The sequence below is a fragment of the Ignavibacteriales bacterium genome, assembly GCA_015709675.1.
In the GTDB taxonomy this organism is placed as follows: Bacteria; Bacteroidota; Ignavibacteria; order Ignavibacteriales; family Ignavibacteriaceae; genus H2-BAC3.
The window spans coordinates 632048-652806 of the sequence record CP054182.1; the positions used below are offsets into that span (position 1 = coordinate 632048).

Consider the following 20759-nt stretch of genomic DNA (forward strand, 5'->3'; position numbering starts at 1 on the left):
TCAAAATAAGAATTCTAAACGAGGTAGATGAGGGATAAAAAGAGATAGAGAAAAGATACAATAATTGAAAAACACTGAAAAAAAATCTCTATTTTTGCAGAAAATATAGTTTTGCCTAAATCCATAATGATACTTTTACAGTCACCAACAAGTTTTGCAGACATAATGGGTATTGAATACTCAAAAACTGTGAATCAGCAGCATAAGAAAGCTCACGGTCAGTTTTTTACTCCTATTGAGATAGCAGAATTAATGGGACGGCTGATATCTTATAATAAGGAAACTTGTTCAATTCTTGATCCAGGTTGTGGCACTGGAATATTGTCTTGTGCATTAATAGAAAATTTAGTTTACACTAATAAGTCATTAAAACAAATTTCTCTAACTGTATATGAGACAGATACTGAAATTCTCCCTTATTTAAGAAAAACAATTGAGTATTTAACTAACTGGCTCTCTGATTTAAATATTGAGTTTTCTTTTTTCACAAAAACGAGTGATTTTATTCTGGATAATGCACACTATTTCAGTACGAGCGATGAACTATTCACAGAACATACTGATTGGTTTGATATTGTAATTTCTAATCCACCTTATTTCAAACTTCCTATTAACGATAAAAGAGCTATTGCATCAAAAGTTATCGTCAGCGGTCACCCTAATATATATGCAATGTTTATGGCCCTTTCAGCTAAAATGCTAAAAGAAGGCGGTCAGTTGGTTCTAATTACTCCACGAAGTTATGCTTCCGGAGGATATTTTAAATTATTCAGAAAATATTTCTTTAATCTTATTTCTATTGAGAAAGTACATCTTTTTGTTTCGCGCAAAGAAACCTTTAACAGAGATAAAGTCTTACAGGAAACCGTTATAATTCAAGGCATAAAAGCCGAACCAAAAAATAAATTAAAGGTTGAAATCAGATCATCTGTTGGTATAAACGATATCCGGGAACCTTTTGTTAAAACGTTTGACCGTGAGGAAATACTAAATTTAAAATCGGACGACAAAATTCTTTATCTGCCAACTACTGATAATGACGAAGCAATATTGAAGATATTCAAGAGATGGAACGGAACACTTACTAAATATAATATTGGAATTTCAACAGGTCCGGTTGTTGCTTTCCGCGCATGGAAATATATTCACGAGGTTTATGAAAATGGTAAAACTTTGCTAGCACCTCTTTTATGGCTTCATAATATAAAAAAAATGGAAGTATTGTGGCCAGATCATAAACCTGAACGGGGTCAATTTATACGAGTTGAAAATCAGTCAAAATCTTTACTAGTACCAAACAAGAATTATATATTTCTGAGAAGATTCAGTGCAAAAGATGACAAGAATAGATTAATTGCCGCACCTCACTTTAGCGATAATCTTGACACAGAATTTATTGGAATTGAAAACAAGGTTAACTATATCTACAAGAAGATTGGGTATTTTGAAAAATCTGAAATTATAGGAATTTGTGCCCTTTTAAACAGCAAGCTTTTTGACCAATATTTCAGAATGTTCAATGGTAATGTAAACGTAAGCGCAACAGAACTTAGAGAAATTCCGTTTCCTCCTCTTGAGGACATTAGAGAACTTGGTGATTCTCTTATTCTTTCAAAAGATTTTTCAGAAGCAAATATTAACAATACCGTAAGTAGATTTACCGAATATCAAGAAGCCCCTGCATGAAAAAAATTGACGAAGCAAAACAAATTTTGAGAGAATTAGGCCTGCCTGAGGAACAGCAGAATGAAATTTCAGCACTTACTTTGTTAGCTTTGTGCCGAATAAAACCTAAATCTAAGTGGAATACCGCTACACGAAGCAGTCTGAAAATTACAAAAGGAATAATGGCTTTTGTTTCTGAAGTGTATGGTAGAAACTATGCCCCAAACACACGCGAAACGTTCAGAAGGCAGGTTATGCATCAGTTCGTGCAGGCGAAAATTGCTGATTACAACCCGGACAATCCTGGCCTTGCAGTAAACAGCCCGAAGGCTCATTATGCCATTAGTGAGGCAGCATTAAGGGCGATAAAGAGTTTTGGGACGCCTCTCTGGAAACAGAACATCACCGAGTTTGTTAAACAATCAGGCAAATTAAAAAGTAGATATTCAAGTCGCAGAGAATTATCGTTAATACCTGTAACTCTGAGCAATGGCAAAAAATTAAAATTATCTCCAGGTAAGCACAATGAAGTTCAAGCTGCCGTTATCCACTTTTTTGCTTCCAGATTTGCAAAAGGAGGGAAAGTACTTTATCTTGGTGATACAGCAAACAAAGATCTATATTTAGACAAGTCATTTTTAACTAAACTAAAAATACCGATAGACAAACACAGTAAATTACCTGACATAATAATTTACAGCGAAAAACAAGATTGGCTCTATCTGATTGAAGCGGTTACTTCCCACGGACCTGTTTCCCCTAAGCGAATAGTTGAACTAGAGGAACTTTTAATAGAAAATAAGTCAGGGAAAATTTATATTACCGCTTTTCCCTCTATGGAAGAATTCAGGAAACATTCCATGAATATTGCCTGGGAAACCGAGGTTTGGATTATGGATATTCCCGACCACTTAATCCACTTTAATGGGGACAAATTTCTTGGACCTAGAAAAAATACGTATAAAACAGAATAATGCTGCTTCGTGAAAAAGATAAACAGACTCTTGAATCAATCTTTAAAGAGATTACAGGAGATTTTGAAGTCTGGGCTTACGGCAGCCGCGTTAACGGAACTGCTCACGAAGGGAGCGATCTTGATCTGGTAATTAAAAGGAATGATTCTCAGCCGGTTCCCTATGAGGTTATGGATCAGTTGAGAGAAAATTTAACTGAAAGCAATATTCCAATACTGGTGGAAATACGCGACTGGGTAAGAATACCAGAAAGTTTCAGGAAGAATATCCTTGATAAATATGAGGTGCTTTACAGAAGCGGGAAATTATAATCAGAATCAAGAATAACTAAACGCAGAGTATCCCGCAGAGTCGCGCAAAGTTATAAACTCACTTTCCACCGCTGTCGCCATTGTCCCCAGAGCTCGCTTAAATGCGGTAAGTTTTATAATGCACCCCATTACTAATTACGAATTTCTAACTGCTAATTATTTTCCCGCGGATCTTTCACCTTAAACATAAGCACCAAAAACGATCCAGCCGCAAGAACAGCACTCATTACAAAATAAACAGGATATCCGAACGATTCAACAATATACCCCGCGGCCAACCCGGTCAGAAAAGCCGGTGCAGTCATTGAGTTGAGCAAAACAAGATAATCCCTTCGCTCCCGCTCCGTGGTCATTTCCGCCACTATAGAAAGCCGGCTGATGCCGTGTATGGTTAATGCTATCCCCATAAAAAAGAACACCACTCCGTAAAGCTCCGGACTAAATGCCGCAACAGCCATCAAGGAAGCAGCAGCATACGCAACATTCAGAAGCCGCAGATTGACCAGATGCCCCTTCCGGTCGGCAAGCAGCCCGAAGAGCACATTCCCCGCGCTCATACTCGCCATCAGAACGATGGTATATATACCGGTATAGGAAGACTGGAGTGAAAACTTCTGCAGGCCGTACACAGAATAAAATGAAGCAGCACTCGCCGAGGCAAGCATCATGAAATCAGCGACCAGGTACCAGCGGAAATTCTTGTTCTTCTTGAGCAGTTTTCTCATATAATCCCTTGAGCCGGCATGGCGGTGTTCCTCTTCATGTGCTGATCCGCTTTCCTGCGAGACCTCAACAATGCTCTTTATATATCCGAACGACACAATCATAAAGAAAAACGCGGTCAGAAAAAGAATGGAAAAATCATACGGAAAAGCAACAGATGCCAGAACGAAAGTAACCGCCGAGCCGCCTCCTACACCAAGAAGAGCACCAAAGAGCTGCCTGAGAGCAAGCAAACGCCCCCGGAGGGTTACCGGAGTGGTTTTTGAAAGCAGTTGATACCAGTTCGGCACAGCAAAAGCCCCGGAAAGAGCCATCAGCAGTATCACAAATAATACCGAACCAATTTTCACTTCACGGGGGAGATGTTCAACCACAAAAAGCAGGAAAAGCCCCATTACCAGAAAAAGTATCCGGTGATAGAGTGCATATCTGAGGAAAACAGGTTTGATGTTGGTGTGCTCTTCGCGCCGGCGGATAAGCAGAATCTGGGGCAGGTTTAACCCCAGATTCCATAAAACGGGGATGAGTCCCACAGCAACAGCAGTACCTCCGAGTTCAGTAATCAGAACAGGAAACACCGTCTGCACCGCCACAAAACTCATTGCGAACATGAATATGACACCGTCCCAGAAGTGCATAAGAAAATTATGCCTCAGGATGGCGGTGTCATATCCGGGATATTCTAGTTTTTTAAACCACAAAGTGATAAAGCATAAAAATCAGTATCTCAAATTAGGGAAATATCTGACTGCCAATACCACACGACCGGTTGATTTTTATTTCAGGATAACCATTTTTCTGGTCATGCTGTAACCGCCTGAACTCAGCGTATAGAAGTAAGTACCGCTTTCCAGTTGCGTGACATCAAATGAAGCATGGTGCTCTCCAGGTGTAAGATTTCCGCTTACGAGCGTGAGCACTTCCTGACCGAGGATGTTATAAAGCCGGAGCGATACAGGAACCTCACCTGAAGCACCCTGAGCGGGAACGGTAAAAAGAATACGGGTTTCACCATTAACCGGGTTTGGGTAGTTCTGCTTCAGACTAAACTCATCCGGTCCGCCGATCGTTACCGTTTCTGTAAAATAAAAAATCCTGCTGCTTCCGTCAAAATCCCTCTGGCGCAGCCGGTATATATACGATCCGGCATTCAGGTTTCTGTCAGTATATATATAATTGCGGGGTACGGCAGAGTTTCCGCTGCCCGGCAGACTGCCGGCCGGTGACCAGGCACCGAGTTTTGCATCCGCGCGTTCAATATCAAATCCTGCATTGTTGGTTTCTGTTGCGGTTACCCATCTCAGTTCAGCGGTAATTCCGTTTACTGATGCACTCATAGAAGCAAGCTCAACCGGTACAACGACCGGGGTTACACGGAATATAGAACCCGCAGCACCGGCCACCCAGCCGTCATCTCCGGGGGAAAGTGCCAGACCATAGAATGAATTAGCTGTAGGCAGATACATCCTTTTCCACTCAGCGCCGCCGTTGGTTGTTTTATAGAACTTGCCTGCTCCGCCAACCGCATAAGCGTTGTTTTCATCAAAGAAGATACCGTTATATAAACGCAGACCGCTTCCATTTGCCTGATTTGCCCAGGTTGTGCCGCCGTCGGTTGTGTGATAGATTCTCCAGGTGGTTAATCCTCCTCCAAAGAGCCATCCTTTATTTCCTGAGAAATAAACATATCTGAATTCATCGGTAACGCTGGTTGTAATAGCTGACCAGGTTGCACCGCCGTCAGTGGTTTTTCTCAGATTGCCGCTTGCGCCCGTTATCCATCCGTTATTGCTGTCAGAAAAATAAACACCGAATATATTTGTTGTCAGGCCGGTTGACTGCGGAGTCCAGGTCGCACCGCCATCGGTAGTTTTAAGAAGATTTCCGCTGTTGCCTGCAAGCCATCCTGTTGAAGTGTTAAGGAAAAAGAAACTGTTCAGATGTGCAGTAACGCCGATTGGTTGCGAAGTCCAGCTTTCTCCTCCGTTTGTAGTTTTTATAAAAGTACCTGAGTCACCGGCGGCATAACCATTCTGCTGATCAAGGAACCAAAGTGCTTTAAGGTCTTTATTCACCCCGCTTGTTTTAGTTACCCATGATCCGCCGCCATCTGTGGTTTTTGCGATAAGACCGCGTGTTCCGGTTGTCACCAGGGTATTCTCACCGGTTTTCCGGATGGTATATAATAAATTGGTAAAACCGCTGCTCTGATAGGTCCATGCGGCACCGCTTACACCGGAGCGTAATATCAGCCCCTCATTACCGCCGACAAAAATTACATTCATCGTTACATAACTGGCAGTCCTGGGTGCGATATCCGGAGTTCTTGTGCGGAGAGTCCAGGTGCCGCCTCCGTTGATGGTGGTCATAATAAATCCGTCACCGGTAAGCGCGTAGCCGACTGCAATGCCGATCTGGTCATTAAAGAATGAAATATCTTCAAGATCAATACTGACCGGTGTTGTCTGCAGGGTCCATGCAGCGCCCCCATTTGTAGTTTTATATACCCGGCCTGAAGCCCCCCCGGCAAATCCTTCCAGTTCATTAAAGAAATGGAGAGTATATATAGAGCCGGTTGTCCCCGCGGAGATTGAAGTCCAGGTTGCTCCTCCGTCCGTGGTTTTACTGAGCAGGGTTCCACCTCCCAGAACAGAACCGGCGATATATCCGACCTGTCCGTTCAGGAAATGAATATCACTGGGGATGTTGCTTGAGGCAAGACTTTGTGAAACCCAGCTTTCACCGCCGTCCGTGCTTTTGAAAAGTTTTCCGGAAGAACCGGTAACCCAGCCGGTATCTGCGTTTACAAACTGAATTGCAATAAAGTACCCTGTAGCTGTTACCGGTTTAATACTCCAGGTTTCACCGCCGTCGGTGGTTTTCAGGATTTTAGCACTGTCACCGGCTGCCCACCCTACCGATTCGTTAATGAAGTGAATTGAGTAAAGAAACGCCAGAGTGCCGGACTCTTTCCTGACCCACGACTCCCCGCCATTGGTGGTTTTCAGGATTGTGCCTCCCAGCCCTGTCATAAAGCCGGTTGTACTGTTAAAAAAATGGGAACCTGTAAGTGAATTCCCCTGAGGAAGAGGATTCAGCCACTGCCAGTTATGCTGGGCAAAAGAAAAGAAAGAAAGGAGAAGAACAACGCCAATTGTTTTCATAATTATCCTTTATAAGTGAACGAGCTTATGGATTATAACCGGATTTCCCTTCCGGTATTTTTCAAAACAAAAATAAGTAAAAATATTTGATTAGTATAAATTCTCCTTAGGTACTCCTGTCAGATACATAATCCCCCGTGGACCGGGCCGTGTTACCCCTGTCTGCCAGAGAAAGTTTTCAGATCCGTCCGTTTCAGATATCATCTGTTCCATTTCTTTAATTGTGTAGGTTCTAAATACTGATACAATGCCATCCCACATAATGGTTACAAGAAGAACAGGGAGGATATAAGTAAAAAACAAACGCCCCGCGCGGAACGGCCTGATAAAAGGTGTTACCAGAAGTGTGCTGAGCGGAGAAAGTATCATCGGCAGCAGATGAAACAGAGTCCGCTGCTGCGCTTCAAAAATTGCGATTGGTTGTTTACGGTCAACAGCATCCTGCAGAATCTTTTTTGCATCCTCATACCGGAAGTGATGAAACGAAAGAAACATGGTTCTGATACCGGTAAGATCTTCCGGGACGTTCATTGCATCAACGGGTGTTGTCACAGCTGAATATATATCAGGGTATTGCGAAACCGTTTTTTCATTAGCGCTGCTGTTGGGGTAAAGATCGGTGAGATAAACCTTCAGATTGGGAAACTCCCTTTTCAGCCGTGCAGCCACCGGGGGAAGTCCGCCCCCGCCTCCTGAGGCAAGATCAAGTACGGTTGTTACGCCTGAGGTTCTGATAACACCGGCGAGCACATCATAACTGTCATCGAAAAGCTTTGTCATCCGTGCCGCCTGTGAGAGGAAATCAGTCATGTAGTTCCGCAGAATCTTCGGGAACCAGGGGAGGTCTTCGAATTCGAAGAGGTGAAATCTTGGCAACATTATTTCAGTTAAAAGTTAAAAATTAAAAGTGAAAAGTTGCTTTTAATTAGAGTTTTTTGCTTTTGAGGTTTTAAGTATGGCGGTTAACATTTTTTGAATTTCCTTCAGGTCACTGTCTATAGAGCTGTATTCTTTTAATGTAATGTTATCAGTATCTTTCAGTAACCGAAGCCAATAAGATGTTTCCCTTGATTCATTATAGGTGATGGAGAGTTTGGAAATGAAATCCTTTTTGCTTTGTCCTCCCAGAGCTTCTTCAACATTAGCCCCGATAGATGTTCCCGAACGGAGAATCTGTTTTGAAAGAACGAATTCTTTCTTCTTTTCAGTTAAATATTTAAATAGTTTATAAATCCTGATGGCAAATTTGTAGCTTTTTTCCCCAACAATACCAGCCACATCTAGTCCAGTTCTTTTTCAACTTTTAACTGTTCACTTTTACCTTTTAACTATTTAACCAGCTCCACAACTATCAGTTTTTTCTCTTTAATATTCTTGATATTCGTCGGCTTATAATGCAGCTCGTAGGTGGTGATCTTCTTAATATGGGTTGAGTATTTCACCTGAGCGGTGGTAAATTCATTGGTCAGATCGCCGCCTTTGATGGCCATGATATATGCTTTCTTTTCAAAGAGGGGGAGTGCATATTTTACCAGCATGATCAGGGGTACGGTCGCACGGCTGACAATCAGGTCAAACTTGCCGCGGTATTTCTCAATAAATTCAGGTGATTCAACGCGGGCGTTTTCAACGGTGACATTCTTCAGACGGAGCTTTTCGATGAACTCCGCAACAGCATTCGTTTTTTTGGCAATGGAATCAACCAGTACACCCTTGAGCATCGGATTCATAATAGCCAGAGGAATTCCGGGGAATCCGCCGCCGGTGCCAAGATCAAGAAAATTTGAACATTTTTCAGGAATAAACTTGGATATATACGAAGAGATAAATACATGGTTTTCGATGATGGATTCAACATCCTTGCGGGAAATAAGATTGACCGCTTCGTTCTTCTCCACAACCAGCTCTGCAAAAAATGCAAGCCGCTCCAGCAGCGTGCTGTCGGGATTCTGCCCGTTCTCCCAGTAGAAGGAAGTAAGTTCTTTAAGGTAGGATTCCTGTGTATGGTGCTGTATCATGCCACGATAATCAAAAAAAATGAAATTACTTTTTCAAATATACCAATAAAACGGATATATCGGAAGGGGTTAAGCCCGATATTCGCGATGCCTGCCCGACGGATCTCGGTCTGAATTTGTTCAGCCGGTCCCTCGCCTCAAGAGACAGATTCTTAAGTCCTGAATATTCAAAATCTGAAGGAATTCTCATATCCTCGTACTTGTCAAGCTTCTCAACATGTTCTCCCTGCCGCTTGATATAGCCCTCATATTTTATCTCAATTTCTATTTGCATCTGAATCGCAGGGTCGGTGTAGTCCTGATGCTCTCCGTTCAGATAATCCTTAGCGTGTTCAGCAATCTCAGCCAGAGTGAGTTCCGGGCGCTTGGTCAGTTTGGCTACGGTTTCGGAGTTGTCCAGAAGTCCTAGTTCTTTCTTCTCCAAAAGCGGATTAATCTGGGGGGGGGTGAGCCGCACCGAGTTATAAAAACTGATACCTTTGCGGATGATTTCCTTTTGCTCTTCAAAGTACCTGAGCTCGTCATCGGTGATGAGTCCATAACGGTGGCCGTAAGTAGAAAGTCTGAACTCAGCATTATCAGCTCTCAGCAAAAGCCGGTGTTCAGCGCGGGAGGTGAACATCCGGTAGGGCTCATCGGTGGATTTATTCACCAAATCATCAATCAGCACACCGATATATGCCTCACTGCGTTTCAGAACCATCTCTGGTTTGCCGGTTATCTTTGCTGCCGCGTTAATGCCCGCTACAAGTCCCTGGGCAGCAGCTTCTTCATATCCTGAGGTTCCGTTAATTTGTCCGGCGAAGTAGAGTCCGGAAATCTTTTTTGTCTCAAGGGTAAGATCCACCTGATGCGGGGGAAAGAAGTCATACTCAACTGCATATCCGGGGCGGATCATAACTGCTTCCTCAAGTCCCCGTATCATGTGGATAGCTTTTAGCTGGACCTCAGCAGGCAGAGAAGTTGAAAACCCGTTCAAGTATATCAGATCGGTATCCAGCCCTTCCGGCTCTAGGAAAAGCTGATGCCGTTCCTTGTCGGAAAATCTTACAATCTTATCCTCAATAGACGGACAGTATCTGGGTCCCGCGCCTTTAATCAGTCCGGTGAACATTGGGGACTCCTTAAATCCGGTCTCAAGAATCTTATGCACTTCCTGGCTGGTGTAAGTCAGATGACAGGGAAGCTGAGGAAGATAGGGAAATTCATTCCGCGGGGTTCTGAAAGAAAAAGGGAGGGGAATATCATCACCCGGATGTATCTCAAGGATTTCCCAGTTGATGCTTTTCTTATCCAGGCGGGGAGGAGTTCCGGTTTTGAGACGCCCGGTTTCAAACCCCATCCGGACGAGAGATTCCGTAATACCTGTTGCCGGCTGTTCACCGAATCTTCCGCCCGATACAGCTTTCAGGCCTGTGTGCATCAAGCCGTTCAGAAAAGTACCCGAACAAAGAATCACTGCTTTTGCCGGAAAGAATTTTCCCTCGATTGAGTTTACTCCTGTTACAATACCATTTTCCTGATTTATTGCTGTGATGTTTTCCTGGAGGATAGTGAGGTTTGGTTCGTTTTCAACGATTTTCAGGGCCTCGAGTGAGTAGAGAGTTCTGTCGTTCTGAGAGCGGGGAGACCAGACAGCGGGGCCCTTAGAGCGGTTTAGGGTACGGAACTGAATACCTGAGCGGTCTGCGATCTGCCCCATCACTCCTCCGAGAGCATCAATTTCCCTCACCAGATGACCCTTTGCGGTACCTCCTATCGCCGGATTGCATGACATCCGACCAATTCCGTTTTTTTCCATCGTAACTAAAGCAACGGAGACCCCCATCCTGGCAACTGAAACCGCTGCTTCAATCCCGGCATGTCCGCCGCCAATAACTATAACATCGAAACTAAGCAAAAATCCTCGTATCTCGTTTCACGTGAAACGGGTAAAATCAATTAAAAAATGCAGTGCAAAAATAACCTTATTTTGTCCGGAATTCAACCGGGCGAAATGTCCTGCGTGGTGCAGGGAATGTTTCACGTGAAACGGAGTTCTTCTCTGGCGTGTTGGAGCGGAGACCGGAGCGCACTGGAGTTGGTCCCCGAGCGAAGTCGAGGGGTAGTCCGGATTGCAGAAGAGCTGGTCCCCGAAATGGTCTCCTCGACTCCGCTCGGAGACCGGAGCGCACTGGAGTTGGTCCCCGAGCGTAGTCGAGGGGTAGTCCGGATTACAGAAGAGCTGGTCCCAGAACTGGTCTCCTCGACTCCGCTCGGAGACCGGAGCGCACTGGAGTTGGTCCCCGAGCGTAGTCGAGGGGGAGGGGTAGCCGAGGGGGAGTCCGTATTACAGAAGAGCTGATCCCCGAACTGGTCTCCTCGACTCCGCTCGGAGACCAGAGTAGAAGCCAGCCCCCGAGCTGCTCCCCGCTCCGACGTGTCGGAGGAGGGGTAGCCGAGGGGAAGCGACCGCTGATACTCAACAAATAATCACTGAATTCTGTCACATAAAATCATAATATGATACTATCCACTATATTCGCATCATATTTTATCAACATCACCGGAAGCTATCATATGAAGTCACTTTTTTCTTTGCTGTTTGCTCTTTGCATCATTGTGCCGCTGAGTGCTCAGAGGCCAAATCCAGACTACGATTCCACCCTGGCTAAAAAGCTCGGGGCTGATGACATCGGAATGAAGGGATACACTCTCGTGATTCTTAAAACAGGTACAAATACCAATACGGACAAAGCATTCACTGACAGCTGCTTTAAGAGTCATTTCAGCAATATGCGGGAGATGACCAAAATGGGTAAACTTGTGGTGGCGGGCCCTCTTGGAAAAAATGATAATACCTACAGGGGAATTTTCATTATGAACACCACAGATTTTGATGAGGTGCATCAGCTTCTGCAGGGAGATCTTACGGTTAAGGAAAAGATATTTGATGTAGAGTTATACAAATGGTACGGCTCGGCCGCACTGCCATTGTATCTGGATTCAACGGAAAAAATAAGCAAAAAGCTGTTTGATTAGGTCTCCTCGACTCCGCACGGAGACCGGAGTAGATTCGGTCCCCGAGCCGGACCCCGAGCGTAGTCGAGGGGGTGTGATATTTTCTACTGTGAAAATTAACTGCCGATAATTAAGTTTCAGATAAAAAAGAGAGCTATATGCCCAAGGGATATATGTATATACTCCGGTGTGCAGACGGAACGTATTACACCGGAAGCACAACCGATTTGGAGCTGAGATTACTTCAGCATCAGCAGGGTGAAGGCGCGAATTACACCAGAAAAAACCTGCCGGTAGAACTTGTATATTATGAAGAGTATGAACGGATAGACGAAGCTTTCGTAAGGGAAAAACAGGTTCAGCGCTGGTCACAGAAAAAGAAAGAAGCGCTGATGAATTCGGATATCGAATCAGTAAAAAAGCTTTCTGAGTGTCATAACAAGACACATTATCGGTATTATAAAAATGGTGATGACGGTAAGGAGAAAGAGCAATAGTTACAACGGTCTCCTCGACTCCGCTCGGAGGCCACAAAAGAGTCGGTCCCCGAGCGTAGTCGAGGGGTAGCCGAGGTGAGAAGTAATAGTTCCCCCCTCCGACAAGTCGGAGCGGAGACCGGAGTAGAACTGGTTCCCGAGATGGTCTCCTCGACTCCGCTCGGAGACCACAAAAGAGTCGGTCCCCGAGCTGTTCCCCGATCCGGTCCCCGAGCTGTTCCCCGATCCGGTCCCCGAGCGGAGTCGAGGGGTAGTCGAGGGGAAATCGAAAAAGAACTTACAGCAAAGGAATTTATTTAACTTCCGTATTTTTCAAAACTTAATATATATTAAAACCAGGCACATTTCTCTCAGCCAACAGCCCCGCATAAGGGAGTGATGTTTATTTCCTTTTTGTTATCTTGCATATAAGGGTACCGGTCAGACGGTACATTCCTTCGTGTTCAAATTATTTAACTATCAAATATTTCAGAGGGCAGATGAAACGTTACGTACTCGTTTTTTTTCTTTTGGCAGCCGTATCAGTTAAGCCGCAGACGGTTGATACTTTTTTCTATGGTGACACCCGCGCCGTGCTTCCGAATCCATACGGAGCAGGTTATATAGCTGGCACCAATGCTTACCTTGATATCGGCAAATATCAGCGCATTGATGTATATGCTGAAGCACTCATCCGCGGGACGGTTATCCACATGGGTTTTAAACAGATTGTAGATACTCCTGATACTATTTATATTGTATTCAGGGAAATGGCCGCGGACAGCTCTCCCGGCACTTTGCTCGCCTCAATCACCACTACGCTTGATCAGTTTGATACTACAAACGGACTTTCCTTCATGCTTCCTAATCCGCTGCCGATGCCGGGCGGTCCTTTTGTTCCGGTGCATTTTTACATCGGGCTTGAGTGGGATGTTGCGGTAAATGATACCTTCGCTCTTGCAACAGACGTGCAGGGGGAGGGAGAATACCAGAACCGCGCATGGGAGAAATTCTCCGATGGCACCTATCAGCGGTTTAATCAGGACAGTGACTTCAGCTGGCGCCTGAACGCCGATATCTGGATCGGAGCTTTATATACGGAAGGTCTGACCAGCACTGAAGATGCAGAAGCATCTCCCTCAGTATATATACTGCGGCAGAATTACCCCAACCCGTTCAACCCGTCAACAAGGATCGGATTTACCTTGCCGGAGAGCGGTGAAGTTTCGCTTAGAGTATATGATCTGCTCGGTAATACAATTGCGGTACTGGCAGAAGGATTCCGCGAAGCAGGCTCTCATTCCGTAAAGTTTGACGCAAAGGATTTAAGCGGAGGTGTGTATTTCTATGAACTGAATGCAGGCAGCTTCCGTGATGTGAAGAAACTTACTCTCATCAAATAATCACGCATAAAGGAGATTAACCGGATTTTGATTTGAGGGTTTAACGGAGATCCGGCAATGGTCATAATTCGGTGAATCGAAATATGCAGGAGAGAGTAATTATTATTTGGCGGCAATCTTTGTTAAAAAGGTTGCCGTTTTTGTTTTGTAATGCCCTCCCCCTCGACTTCGCTCGGGGACCAGCTCGGGGGCCGGTATCAGGTACCAACTCGGGTTGTCACTCCGGTCTCCGTTCCGACTGGTCGGAAGAGGAGACCAGTCACGGCTTCCCCCTCGACTTCGCTCGGGGAATGGTATCGGGGATTGGATCGGATTCCACTCCCCTCGACTACGCTCGGGGACCAGCCTCAAACACGCTCGGGGACCGGCTCGGAGACCGGAGACTGACCAAAGGAATGAGTTTTCAAAACCCGGTGTCCGAGCGGAGCCGAGGACACCGGTATTCGGGGATCGACCACGGCTCTGCTCGGAGACCGTCCTATCTGTTCATCTGACCGAGGATAAATCAGGGTATAAGCACTCGTGCGTAAAAAACGAATTCATAACTCATACTTCAAAATTCATAATTCACTTACGGCCATTTTTTGGCAGTGATGTAATTGTATGATTTTTTAATCAGTTCGGCGAGCACCTTCCGGTCTATATCATCAAGTGTTTTAATATATAAACAGGAAACACCGGTTTTGTATTTGCCGAGCTTTTCCATAAGTTCTGCATTCCTCGGAAAGCCGGCCATGATGTAAACTGACAGAGCATCCTTGCGCGGAGAAAATCCTGCGGCCGGAGCATCCCCCTCGCGTCCGGTTGCGTATTTGTAATGATAGGAACCAAACCCGATAATGGAGGGACCCCACATCACCGGGGGCTGCCCGGTCGCTTTTTGCATCATTTCAAGCAGTTCGAATGATTCTCTCCTTTTCTTTTCATCGGAGACTTTGTTAATAAATTCAGCCGGACTGGTTTTTTCCGGTTTGGTTTTATTTTCCGATTTAGCCATAGGCAGAGTTACTCCTCTAAAATTTGCGAAACATAAAAAAGACTTAAAGCTAAATAAGAAGAGGTTGTTCAGGTGACAGGAAGCGTGATAGTAAAGGTGCTTCCTTTACCAAGTTCGCTCTCAGCGCGGATGGTTCCGCCGTTCTTTTCAATGAAATCTTTGCAGAGAATCAGTCCCAGACCGGAGCCCCTTTCTCCTTTGGTACCGGCGGTCTTTGGCTTTTCAGCAGGAGAAAAAATCTTTTCAAGGGCAGCTTTATTCATTCCAACACCCTGGTCTGAGATACTAATGGAACAGGTTTTTCCGGGAAGTTCAGTAAGATCAACCGTGATAACCGAACCCTCGCGGGAAAATTTAACTGCGTTCGAGAGCAGATTGCGCAGGACAGTTTCAATCATATATTTATCGGCGGTAACCAGCACTGTATGGCTTACGTTATTCCGGATGACGATGCCCTTGCTCTTTGCAATCTGATTTAGTGAATGAAGCGCGGTAATAAGAGAATCTCTGATCGAAAAGAGTTCCGGATGAAACGAAATCTGATTAGTCTGCTGTCGTGACCAGTCAAGCAGGTTATCCAGAAGCTGATGGGTATTCACCGAAAGAAGATTAATCTCACTGATAAGCATCTTTTTATACTCATCATCAGTGGTGTCATAGTCCTGCATCAGGATCTCAGAAAGCCCGATCAGTCCGAAAAATGGATTCTTCAGGTCATGGGCGATAATGGAAAAGAGCCGGTCCTTTGACTGGTTCAGCTCGTTCAGTTTCTGCTCGGTTTCCTTAAGCCGTGTTACATCATGGAGCGTGAGTATATATCCGGACTGTTTCATCCCCTCGGAAAGCCGTGCCGACGCGATCTGATATATATTACCATGTTTCTCCGTCTGGAAGATTTTCCCGTTAAGCAGTTCATCAGCGTTTATCTCAGTTTCATTCAGAAGCTGCTCAACCGGAGTACCGGTGCGTGAAGCAAGGGGGAAGACCTGAAGCGCGGAGTTATTGCAGTCCACCACACGCCGGCTTGCATCAGCAACAATGATTCCGGCTTCAAGGGACTCAAACACACGGTCGCGGGCTGCGGGCACGATATCAAACAGGCGGTATTTCTGCACGGCAAAACCCATTACAACAGCGCTATAGGTAAAGGCGATGTTGGTGAAATCCAGCCGCATAAAACTGTTCATCCCCGCCACATAGATAACGCTTACAATAACGGGGACAAGAAATCCGCCCAGCAGAAGACCAGCCTGTCCGCGGAACATCACGCTCTGGTTTTTCACAAAATAAATAAGATAAACCGCGCTAGCAAACAGGATCAGGTAAGAGTAATAGACATGAACATAAAACCAGGGGCCCCAGTCCTTGGTAATCAGAAGAAAAGAGCCCGATTCAATAAGGCGCGTATTCCGGTAAAGAAGCTCGTGGGATTCCATCGCAAGCGCAAAGATCATCGTAAGGAAAGGGATGATGCACAGCAAAACAGCAACCGGATAAAATGATTTCCGCCGGAAGTTGGTATAATCCAGTACGGCCAGAAACCAGAATACACCGGTAAAAGGAATACCCAGGAAATATTGAATCTTTACGCCGGTCATCTTGAAGGAGAGAGTCTCGGCCGCTATTTCTATAAAATAACCGATGTTCCAGAAGAGCGCTGAAATTTCCGATAAGGAAAGAAAAAGAGCACCCGGCACACTTCTTTTGGTAAAGAAATACACCGCTGCCCAAAAAGCAAAAAGCGAAGAGAGCGCAATTAACAGGAGAAAAAGTGTAACCTCAGAAATATCCGGCACTCACATCTGGTTAAAAAGAAATACAGCTAAAACTTTATTATGTTAATATAATTCAATTCGGCGGAATTTGAAGAGAGCGAAATCATAACACCGGGAATCCGGTATGAGGAAAATCCGGTACAATAAAACAGAATCAAAAAACCTATGGAAAAAGAGATAGCCATCATTGATGCGTTTACGAGTGAACCATTCAGCGGAAATCCGGCTGCGGTCTGCCTGAGTTCATCCCCCCTGAACGATGATGAGATGCAGAAGATAGCGGCGGAGTTTAATCTTTCTGAAACCGCATTTCTGGTAAAACGGGAGGGGCATGAAAATATTTACAGCATCAGATACTTTACCCCAACTACCGAGATTAAATTCTGCGGACACGCCACACTCGGCTCATTCCGATTTATCTTCAGCAAAAGCAGTATCTCTGAAGCTGCATTTTTAACCGCTCACGGACTCCGCCTTACCGGAAAGAAACAGGGAGATGAAATTCAGATGGAATTCCCTCTTTACGAGACAGAGCTTGCAGCGGTACCGGAGGGAATGAAGGAAGCACTGGGCATCAGCCGGATAAACGAATGCGGCTTTTGCCGGGAAACCGGAATGCTCCTGATAGAGATAAGCAATCCGCTTGAACTGAGACAGCTAAGCCCCGACCCCCGAAGCCTAAAAGCCACAACAGAAAAATGTAACTCGGTGATAGTAACCAGTCTCTCTGATAAAAAGGAGTATGATTTTCTCTCCCGCTGCTTTGCTCCGTGGGTGGGGATAGATGAGGATCCGGTCACCGGTTCGGCTCACTCGGTACTGGCGAAGTGGTGGTCAGACCGGCTGGGAAAGGAAGAGCTCCGCGCGTACCAGGCCAGCCGCCGGGGCGGAGAGATGAAACTCCGGATAACCGGAACCGGCAGCCTGGAAGTAACCGCCAGTGCAGTGGTGGTGGTTGAGGGGAAGATGAGATAATAGGTGATTTCCTTTTGCGGCTTATTGCAGAAGGAAAACGAAGAATTTTAACACGAAGTAGCGAAGGGTGAAGAATTATAAAAAATGGTTCTCATGCGGTTCTGATCCCCTGAAAGTTCGGGGGTAACAAGATGAAAACTGTGGCAGAGAGTCGCGGAATCTTCGGGAGAAAACAACCTTCTGTCTGAGAATACGATACACATCACTGTTAGTTGGAACAAAAACTGCAACTCAGGGTAGCAGTTTTGCTTTTGCAGATTTTTTAATTTTATTGATTAAGATTGACGAGAGCATCATTTGTAAGAAGGAAATAATATTCTGGAAAAAGAGTATAGATATTTGATTTAAAATACGTACCGAACGGATATGGATGTTTTAACAAAGGAACAAAGAAGAAAAAACATGCAGGCAATCAGGGGAACCGGCACAAAACAGGAAGGAAGACTTGCAAAAGCCCTGTGGAACCGGGGATATCGTTATAGAAAGAATGACAAAACGGTTTTTGGGAAACCGGACCTGACCTTTAAGCGGTGGAAAATTGCTATATTTGTTGATAGTGAATTCTTTCATGGCTGGAAATGGGATAGCGAAAAATATCGAATTAAAACCAACAGAGATTTCTGGTGGAAGAAGATTGAAAACAACATCAAAAGAGACAAACAGGTAAACAGATTTTTAAGATACCGGGGATGGAAAGTGATTCGTTTCTGGACAAAGAAAGTCGAAAAAAATCTCGAATTTTGTGTACATAAAACCGTTAAGATAATTGAAGAAAACAGTCCAAAAAAAATACAGTAAGGTAAAAGAAAAACTTAAACTGGAAGTTGATCGAAAAACAACAAATGAACAGGCGTGTTTAACACATTATTTGCAAAATGCCGATACGGGCTGTTCTGAAGTATATAGAAAACCAGCTTTTAGTTACCTTAAAGCTTTACATGAGGAACTGGAATTTGTTGAAGATCCTGATTTTCAATATTACCTTCCTATAAAATGGGATATACCCTTTCCTCCGGTTACAGAGGCAAAATTTACCTGCGTTGATCTTTTTGCAGGCATAGGCGGGACACGGCTCGCTTTTCAGAACCTGGGGGGTAAATGTGTTTTCTCCTCTGAATGGGATGGATTCGCTAAAAAAACCTATGAAGCAAATTTTGGGGAAATACCTTTTGGCGATATTACTGAAATAGAGGCTGATGAAATACCCGATCATGATATACTGCTTGCCGGTTTTCCCTGTCAGCCGTTTTCTATTGCGGGAGTAAGCAAGAAGAATTCTCTGGGAAGAAAACACGGATTTCTGGATGAAACACAGGGAACACTTTTTTTTGATATAGCCAGAATACTTAAATCCAAGAGACCAAAGACGTTTTTACTGGAGAATGTTAAAAATCTGGTTTCTCACGATAAGGGAAAAACTTTCTTTATAATTTCTGAAACACTTAAAGAACTTAATTACACCATTTATTACAAAGTATTAGACAGTAAATATTTTGTTCCGCAGCACAGGGAAAGAATTCTTATAATAGGATTCGACAATACAGTTTTTAAGGGAAGACAAAAATTCAGATTTCCCGAACTGGAAGACCCGGGATTAAAAATCAGAGATATTCTGGAGCCGGACCCCGATCCAAAATATACATTGACGGATAATCTGTGGAATTATTTGCAGGAGTATGCAAAGAAACACAAAGAAAAAGGTAATGGTTTTGGTTTTGGGTTAACGGATTTAAATGGAATATCCAGAACTTTAAGTGCGCGATATTATAAAGACGGATCCGAAATACTTATACCGCAAAGAAACAAAAATCCAAGAAGGCTAACACCAAGAGAATGTGCAAGACTTCAGGGTTTTCCTGATAAATTTGTAATTCCTGTTTCTGATAATCAGGCATACAGACAATTTGGAAATTCTGTTACCGTACCTCTGATACAATCGGTTGGAAAAAATCTTATTAAGGAACTTCGGTTAATTCATGAATCTGGAAAATCTGCTATCGCTGTTTAGAGACAAAGGCTGCTCCAAGGTCTATGTAAAAGAACTCAGCCCCAATGATAATTCAAAGAACCAGGTGTATCTGGGTGGAAGTTATGATGTTCTGAATATTCTGCCGTTCAATGAGATAAAAGCAGAAGGAATTGGGGACTGGAAAAGGGAGAGATTTAAGGCGACTGTTAATTTCGGTTGGATAGGTGAGGATGGAAACATTTTTAATGCACCATTTGCTCAATTAATTCTGTACCCTAAATATCCCGAAGTGCGTTTTTCCGGATTTCTTAAAAAATGCGATAACCCTCCATCGGAAATTATGTCTGGTAGAGAAGCCGGAAGGCTTTTGTTTTTGGGCGTGGCTGATGGAGGAAAGTTACTCGGAAAAGCTGTTTTTCCGGATTCAGAAGTGGCTCAGGAGTTTGTAAACTACTCCCCAAAAGAGGAAACCGGCTTATTTAAAGTTCTGTATACGAAGCGCATCGAAGATCATCGGGCGCAGCTTTTGACCGAACTGAGAAGAATTACTTCGCTTGGATGGATCGATTCGAAACGATTAGACAGGACAGGGAATATATTACCATGCAACAGTTCGAACTGCGGAGGATATACACTTGAAGCAGAACTTGGAATAACACCAAATGGTTATTCTGAACCCGATTACCTGGGGTGGGAAATAAAGCAGTTTGGAGTCAAAGATCTTAACAAAACCTCATCAGCCGTGGTAACTCTGATGACCCCGGAGCCGGATTCAGGATACTATCATGAGTACGGAGCATCGGATTTTGTCAGAAAGTATGGATATTCGGACCTGAGAGGCAGAATTGACAGATTGAATTTCGGAGGAATATTCAAAGCCGGTCTTACAAACGTCAGGACCGGACTTAAACTTGAAATTTCAGGATTTGATAAAACAGAAAAACAAATTACCAGTACCGGTGGAAAAATTATATTACTGGATAATCAGGAAAATGAAGCCGCTGCATGGACCTTCTCGTCTGTTATATCACACTGGAAAAGAAAGCATACCAACGCATGTTATATACCATCGCTTCTGAAACAAAATGGTTCACGAAAGTATAAATACGGCAACAACATATTATTGGGGCTTGGAACTGATTTTGTCCTGTTTTTAGCTCAGCTAAGCCTTGGCAATATTTATTATGATCCAGGCATAAAAATTGAAAACGCATCAACAAATCCCAGAACAAAACAAAGAAGTCAGTTTAGGATAAAATCCCGGTTTTTATCAGAACTTTACAGGAACAGTGAATGGGTTACACTTTAG

18 protein-coding genes are annotated in these 20759 nt (G+C 44.1%); 10 read left to right on the top strand and 8 right to left on the bottom strand.

What is annotated here, in order from left to right:
- Positions 1-126 precede the first annotated feature (126 nt).
- The 3 genes from HRU80_02185 to HRU80_02195 are packed head-to-tail and all read left to right on the top strand — an operon-like array spanning position 127 to position 2950.
- Entirely contained in the window at positions 127-1686 is a 1560-nt protein-coding gene (locus tag HRU80_02185; protein ID QOJ27737.1) for an N-6 DNA methylase, read from the top strand.
- Positions 1683-2639, top strand: coding sequence for a restriction endonuclease (locus HRU80_02190; GenBank protein QOJ27738.1), 957 nt, complete (start codon positions 1683-1685; stop codon positions 2637-2639). Before HRU80_02185 ends, HRU80_02190 begins: the two co-directional genes overlap by 4 nt.
- Positions 2639-2950 carry a nucleotidyltransferase domain-containing protein gene (locus tag HRU80_02195; protein QOJ27739.1) on the top strand — a complete coding sequence of 104 codons (312 nt, stop codon included), beginning with the start codon at positions 2639-2641 and terminating at the stop codon, positions 2948-2950. The genes HRU80_02190 and HRU80_02195 overlap by 1 nt, the downstream gene beginning before the upstream one ends.
- Before the next feature lie 152 nt (positions 2951-3102).
- Here the strand turns inward: HRU80_02195 and HRU80_02200 are convergent, their stop codons facing one another.
- The 6 genes from HRU80_02200 to mnmG all read right to left on the bottom strand — a co-directional run bounded on the left by HRU80_02200 (position 3103) and on the right by mnmG (position 10755).
- Positions 3103-4284 (bottom strand): MFS transporter, encoded by a 1182-nt coding sequence (locus tag HRU80_02200; GenBank protein QOJ27740.1) that lies wholly within the window; start codon positions 4282-4284, stop codon positions 3103-3105.
- Between the two features lie 165 nt (positions 4285-4449).
- Positions 4450-6837, bottom strand: a complete 2388-nt coding sequence (locus HRU80_02205; protein ID QOJ27741.1) for a T9SS type A sorting domain-containing protein — start codon at positions 6835-6837, stop codon at positions 4450-4452.
- A gap of 90 nt (positions 6838-6927) precedes the next feature.
- Complete coding sequence (locus HRU80_02210; protein ID QOJ30431.1) at positions 6928-7713, bottom strand: hypothetical protein; 786 nt, start codon at positions 7711-7713, stop codon at positions 6928-6930.
- 45 nt (positions 7714-7758) lie between these two features.
- Positions 7759-8115: a four helix bundle protein gene (locus HRU80_02215; GenBank protein ID QOJ27742.1), complete on the bottom strand. Its 357-nt coding sequence runs from the start codon at positions 8113-8115 to the stop codon at positions 7759-7761.
- Positions 8116-8165: 50 nt separating this feature from the next.
- A complete protein-coding gene (gene rsmG / locus HRU80_02220) occupies positions 8166-8855 on the bottom strand; it encodes a 16S rRNA (guanine(527)-N(7))-methyltransferase RsmG (GenBank protein QOJ27743.1) in 690 nt (229 codons plus the stop codon).
- A gap of 25 nt (positions 8856-8880) precedes the next feature.
- Positions 8881-10755 (bottom strand): tRNA uridine-5-carboxymethylaminomethyl(34) synthesis enzyme MnmG, encoded by a 1875-nt coding sequence (gene mnmG, locus HRU80_02225; protein QOJ27744.1) that lies wholly within the window; start codon positions 10753-10755, stop codon positions 8881-8883.
- A gap of 659 nt (positions 10756-11414) precedes the next feature.
- Here mnmG and HRU80_02230 point away from each other — a divergent pair.
- The 3 genes from HRU80_02230 to HRU80_02240 all read left to right on the top strand — a co-directional run bounded on the left by HRU80_02230 (position 11415) and on the right by HRU80_02240 (position 13734).
- Positions 11415-11876, top strand: coding sequence for a hypothetical protein (locus HRU80_02230; protein QOJ27745.1), 462 nt, complete (start codon positions 11415-11417; stop codon positions 11874-11876).
- A 137-nt stretch (positions 11877-12013) separates the two neighbouring features.
- Positions 12014-12352: a GIY-YIG nuclease family protein gene (locus tag HRU80_02235; protein ID QOJ27746.1), complete on the top strand. Its 339-nt coding sequence runs from the start codon at positions 12014-12016 to the stop codon at positions 12350-12352.
- 479 nt (positions 12353-12831) lie between these two features.
- The gene (locus HRU80_02240; protein QOJ27747.1) at positions 12832-13734 is read left to right on the top strand and encodes a T9SS type A sorting domain-containing protein; all 903 of its coding nucleotides are present in this window, start codon (positions 12832-12834) and stop codon (positions 13732-13734) included.
- A 571-nt stretch (positions 13735-14305) separates the two neighbouring features.
- Here the strand turns inward: HRU80_02240 and HRU80_02245 are convergent.
- A complete protein-coding gene (locus HRU80_02245; GenBank protein ID QOJ27748.1) occupies positions 14306-14731 on the bottom strand; it encodes a DUF1801 domain-containing protein in 426 nt (141 codons plus the stop codon).
- Between the two features lie 68 nt (positions 14732-14799).
- Positions 14800-16527 (bottom strand): ATP-binding protein, encoded by a 1728-nt coding sequence (locus HRU80_02250; protein ID QOJ27749.1) that lies wholly within the window; start codon positions 16525-16527, stop codon positions 14800-14802.
- 144 nt (positions 16528-16671) lie between these two features.
- On the opposite strand from HRU80_02250, the gene HRU80_02255 reads away from it, so the two are divergent.
- The 4 genes from HRU80_02255 to HRU80_02270 all read left to right on the top strand — a co-directional run bounded on the left by HRU80_02255 (position 16672) and on the right by HRU80_02270 (position 20759).
- On the top strand, positions 16672-17481 hold the full coding sequence (locus HRU80_02255) for a PhzF family phenazine biosynthesis protein (GenBank protein QOJ27750.1): 810 nt from the start codon (positions 16672-16674) through the stop codon (positions 17479-17481).
- 366 nt (positions 17482-17847) lie between these two features.
- The gene (vsr, locus tag HRU80_02260; protein QOJ27751.1) at positions 17848-18279 is read left to right on the top strand and encodes a DNA mismatch endonuclease Vsr; all 432 of its coding nucleotides are present in this window, start codon (positions 17848-17850) and stop codon (positions 18277-18279) included.
- Between the two features lie 19 nt (positions 18280-18298).
- Entirely contained in the window at positions 18299-19489 is a 1191-nt protein-coding gene (dcm, locus tag HRU80_02265) for a DNA (cytosine-5-)-methyltransferase (GenBank protein ID QOJ30432.1), read from the top strand.
- Positions 19458-20759, top strand: a complete 1302-nt coding sequence (locus HRU80_02270; protein QOJ27752.1) for an MvaI/BcnI restriction endonuclease family protein — start codon at positions 19458-19460, stop codon at positions 20757-20759. The genes dcm and HRU80_02270 overlap by 32 nt, the downstream gene beginning before the upstream one ends.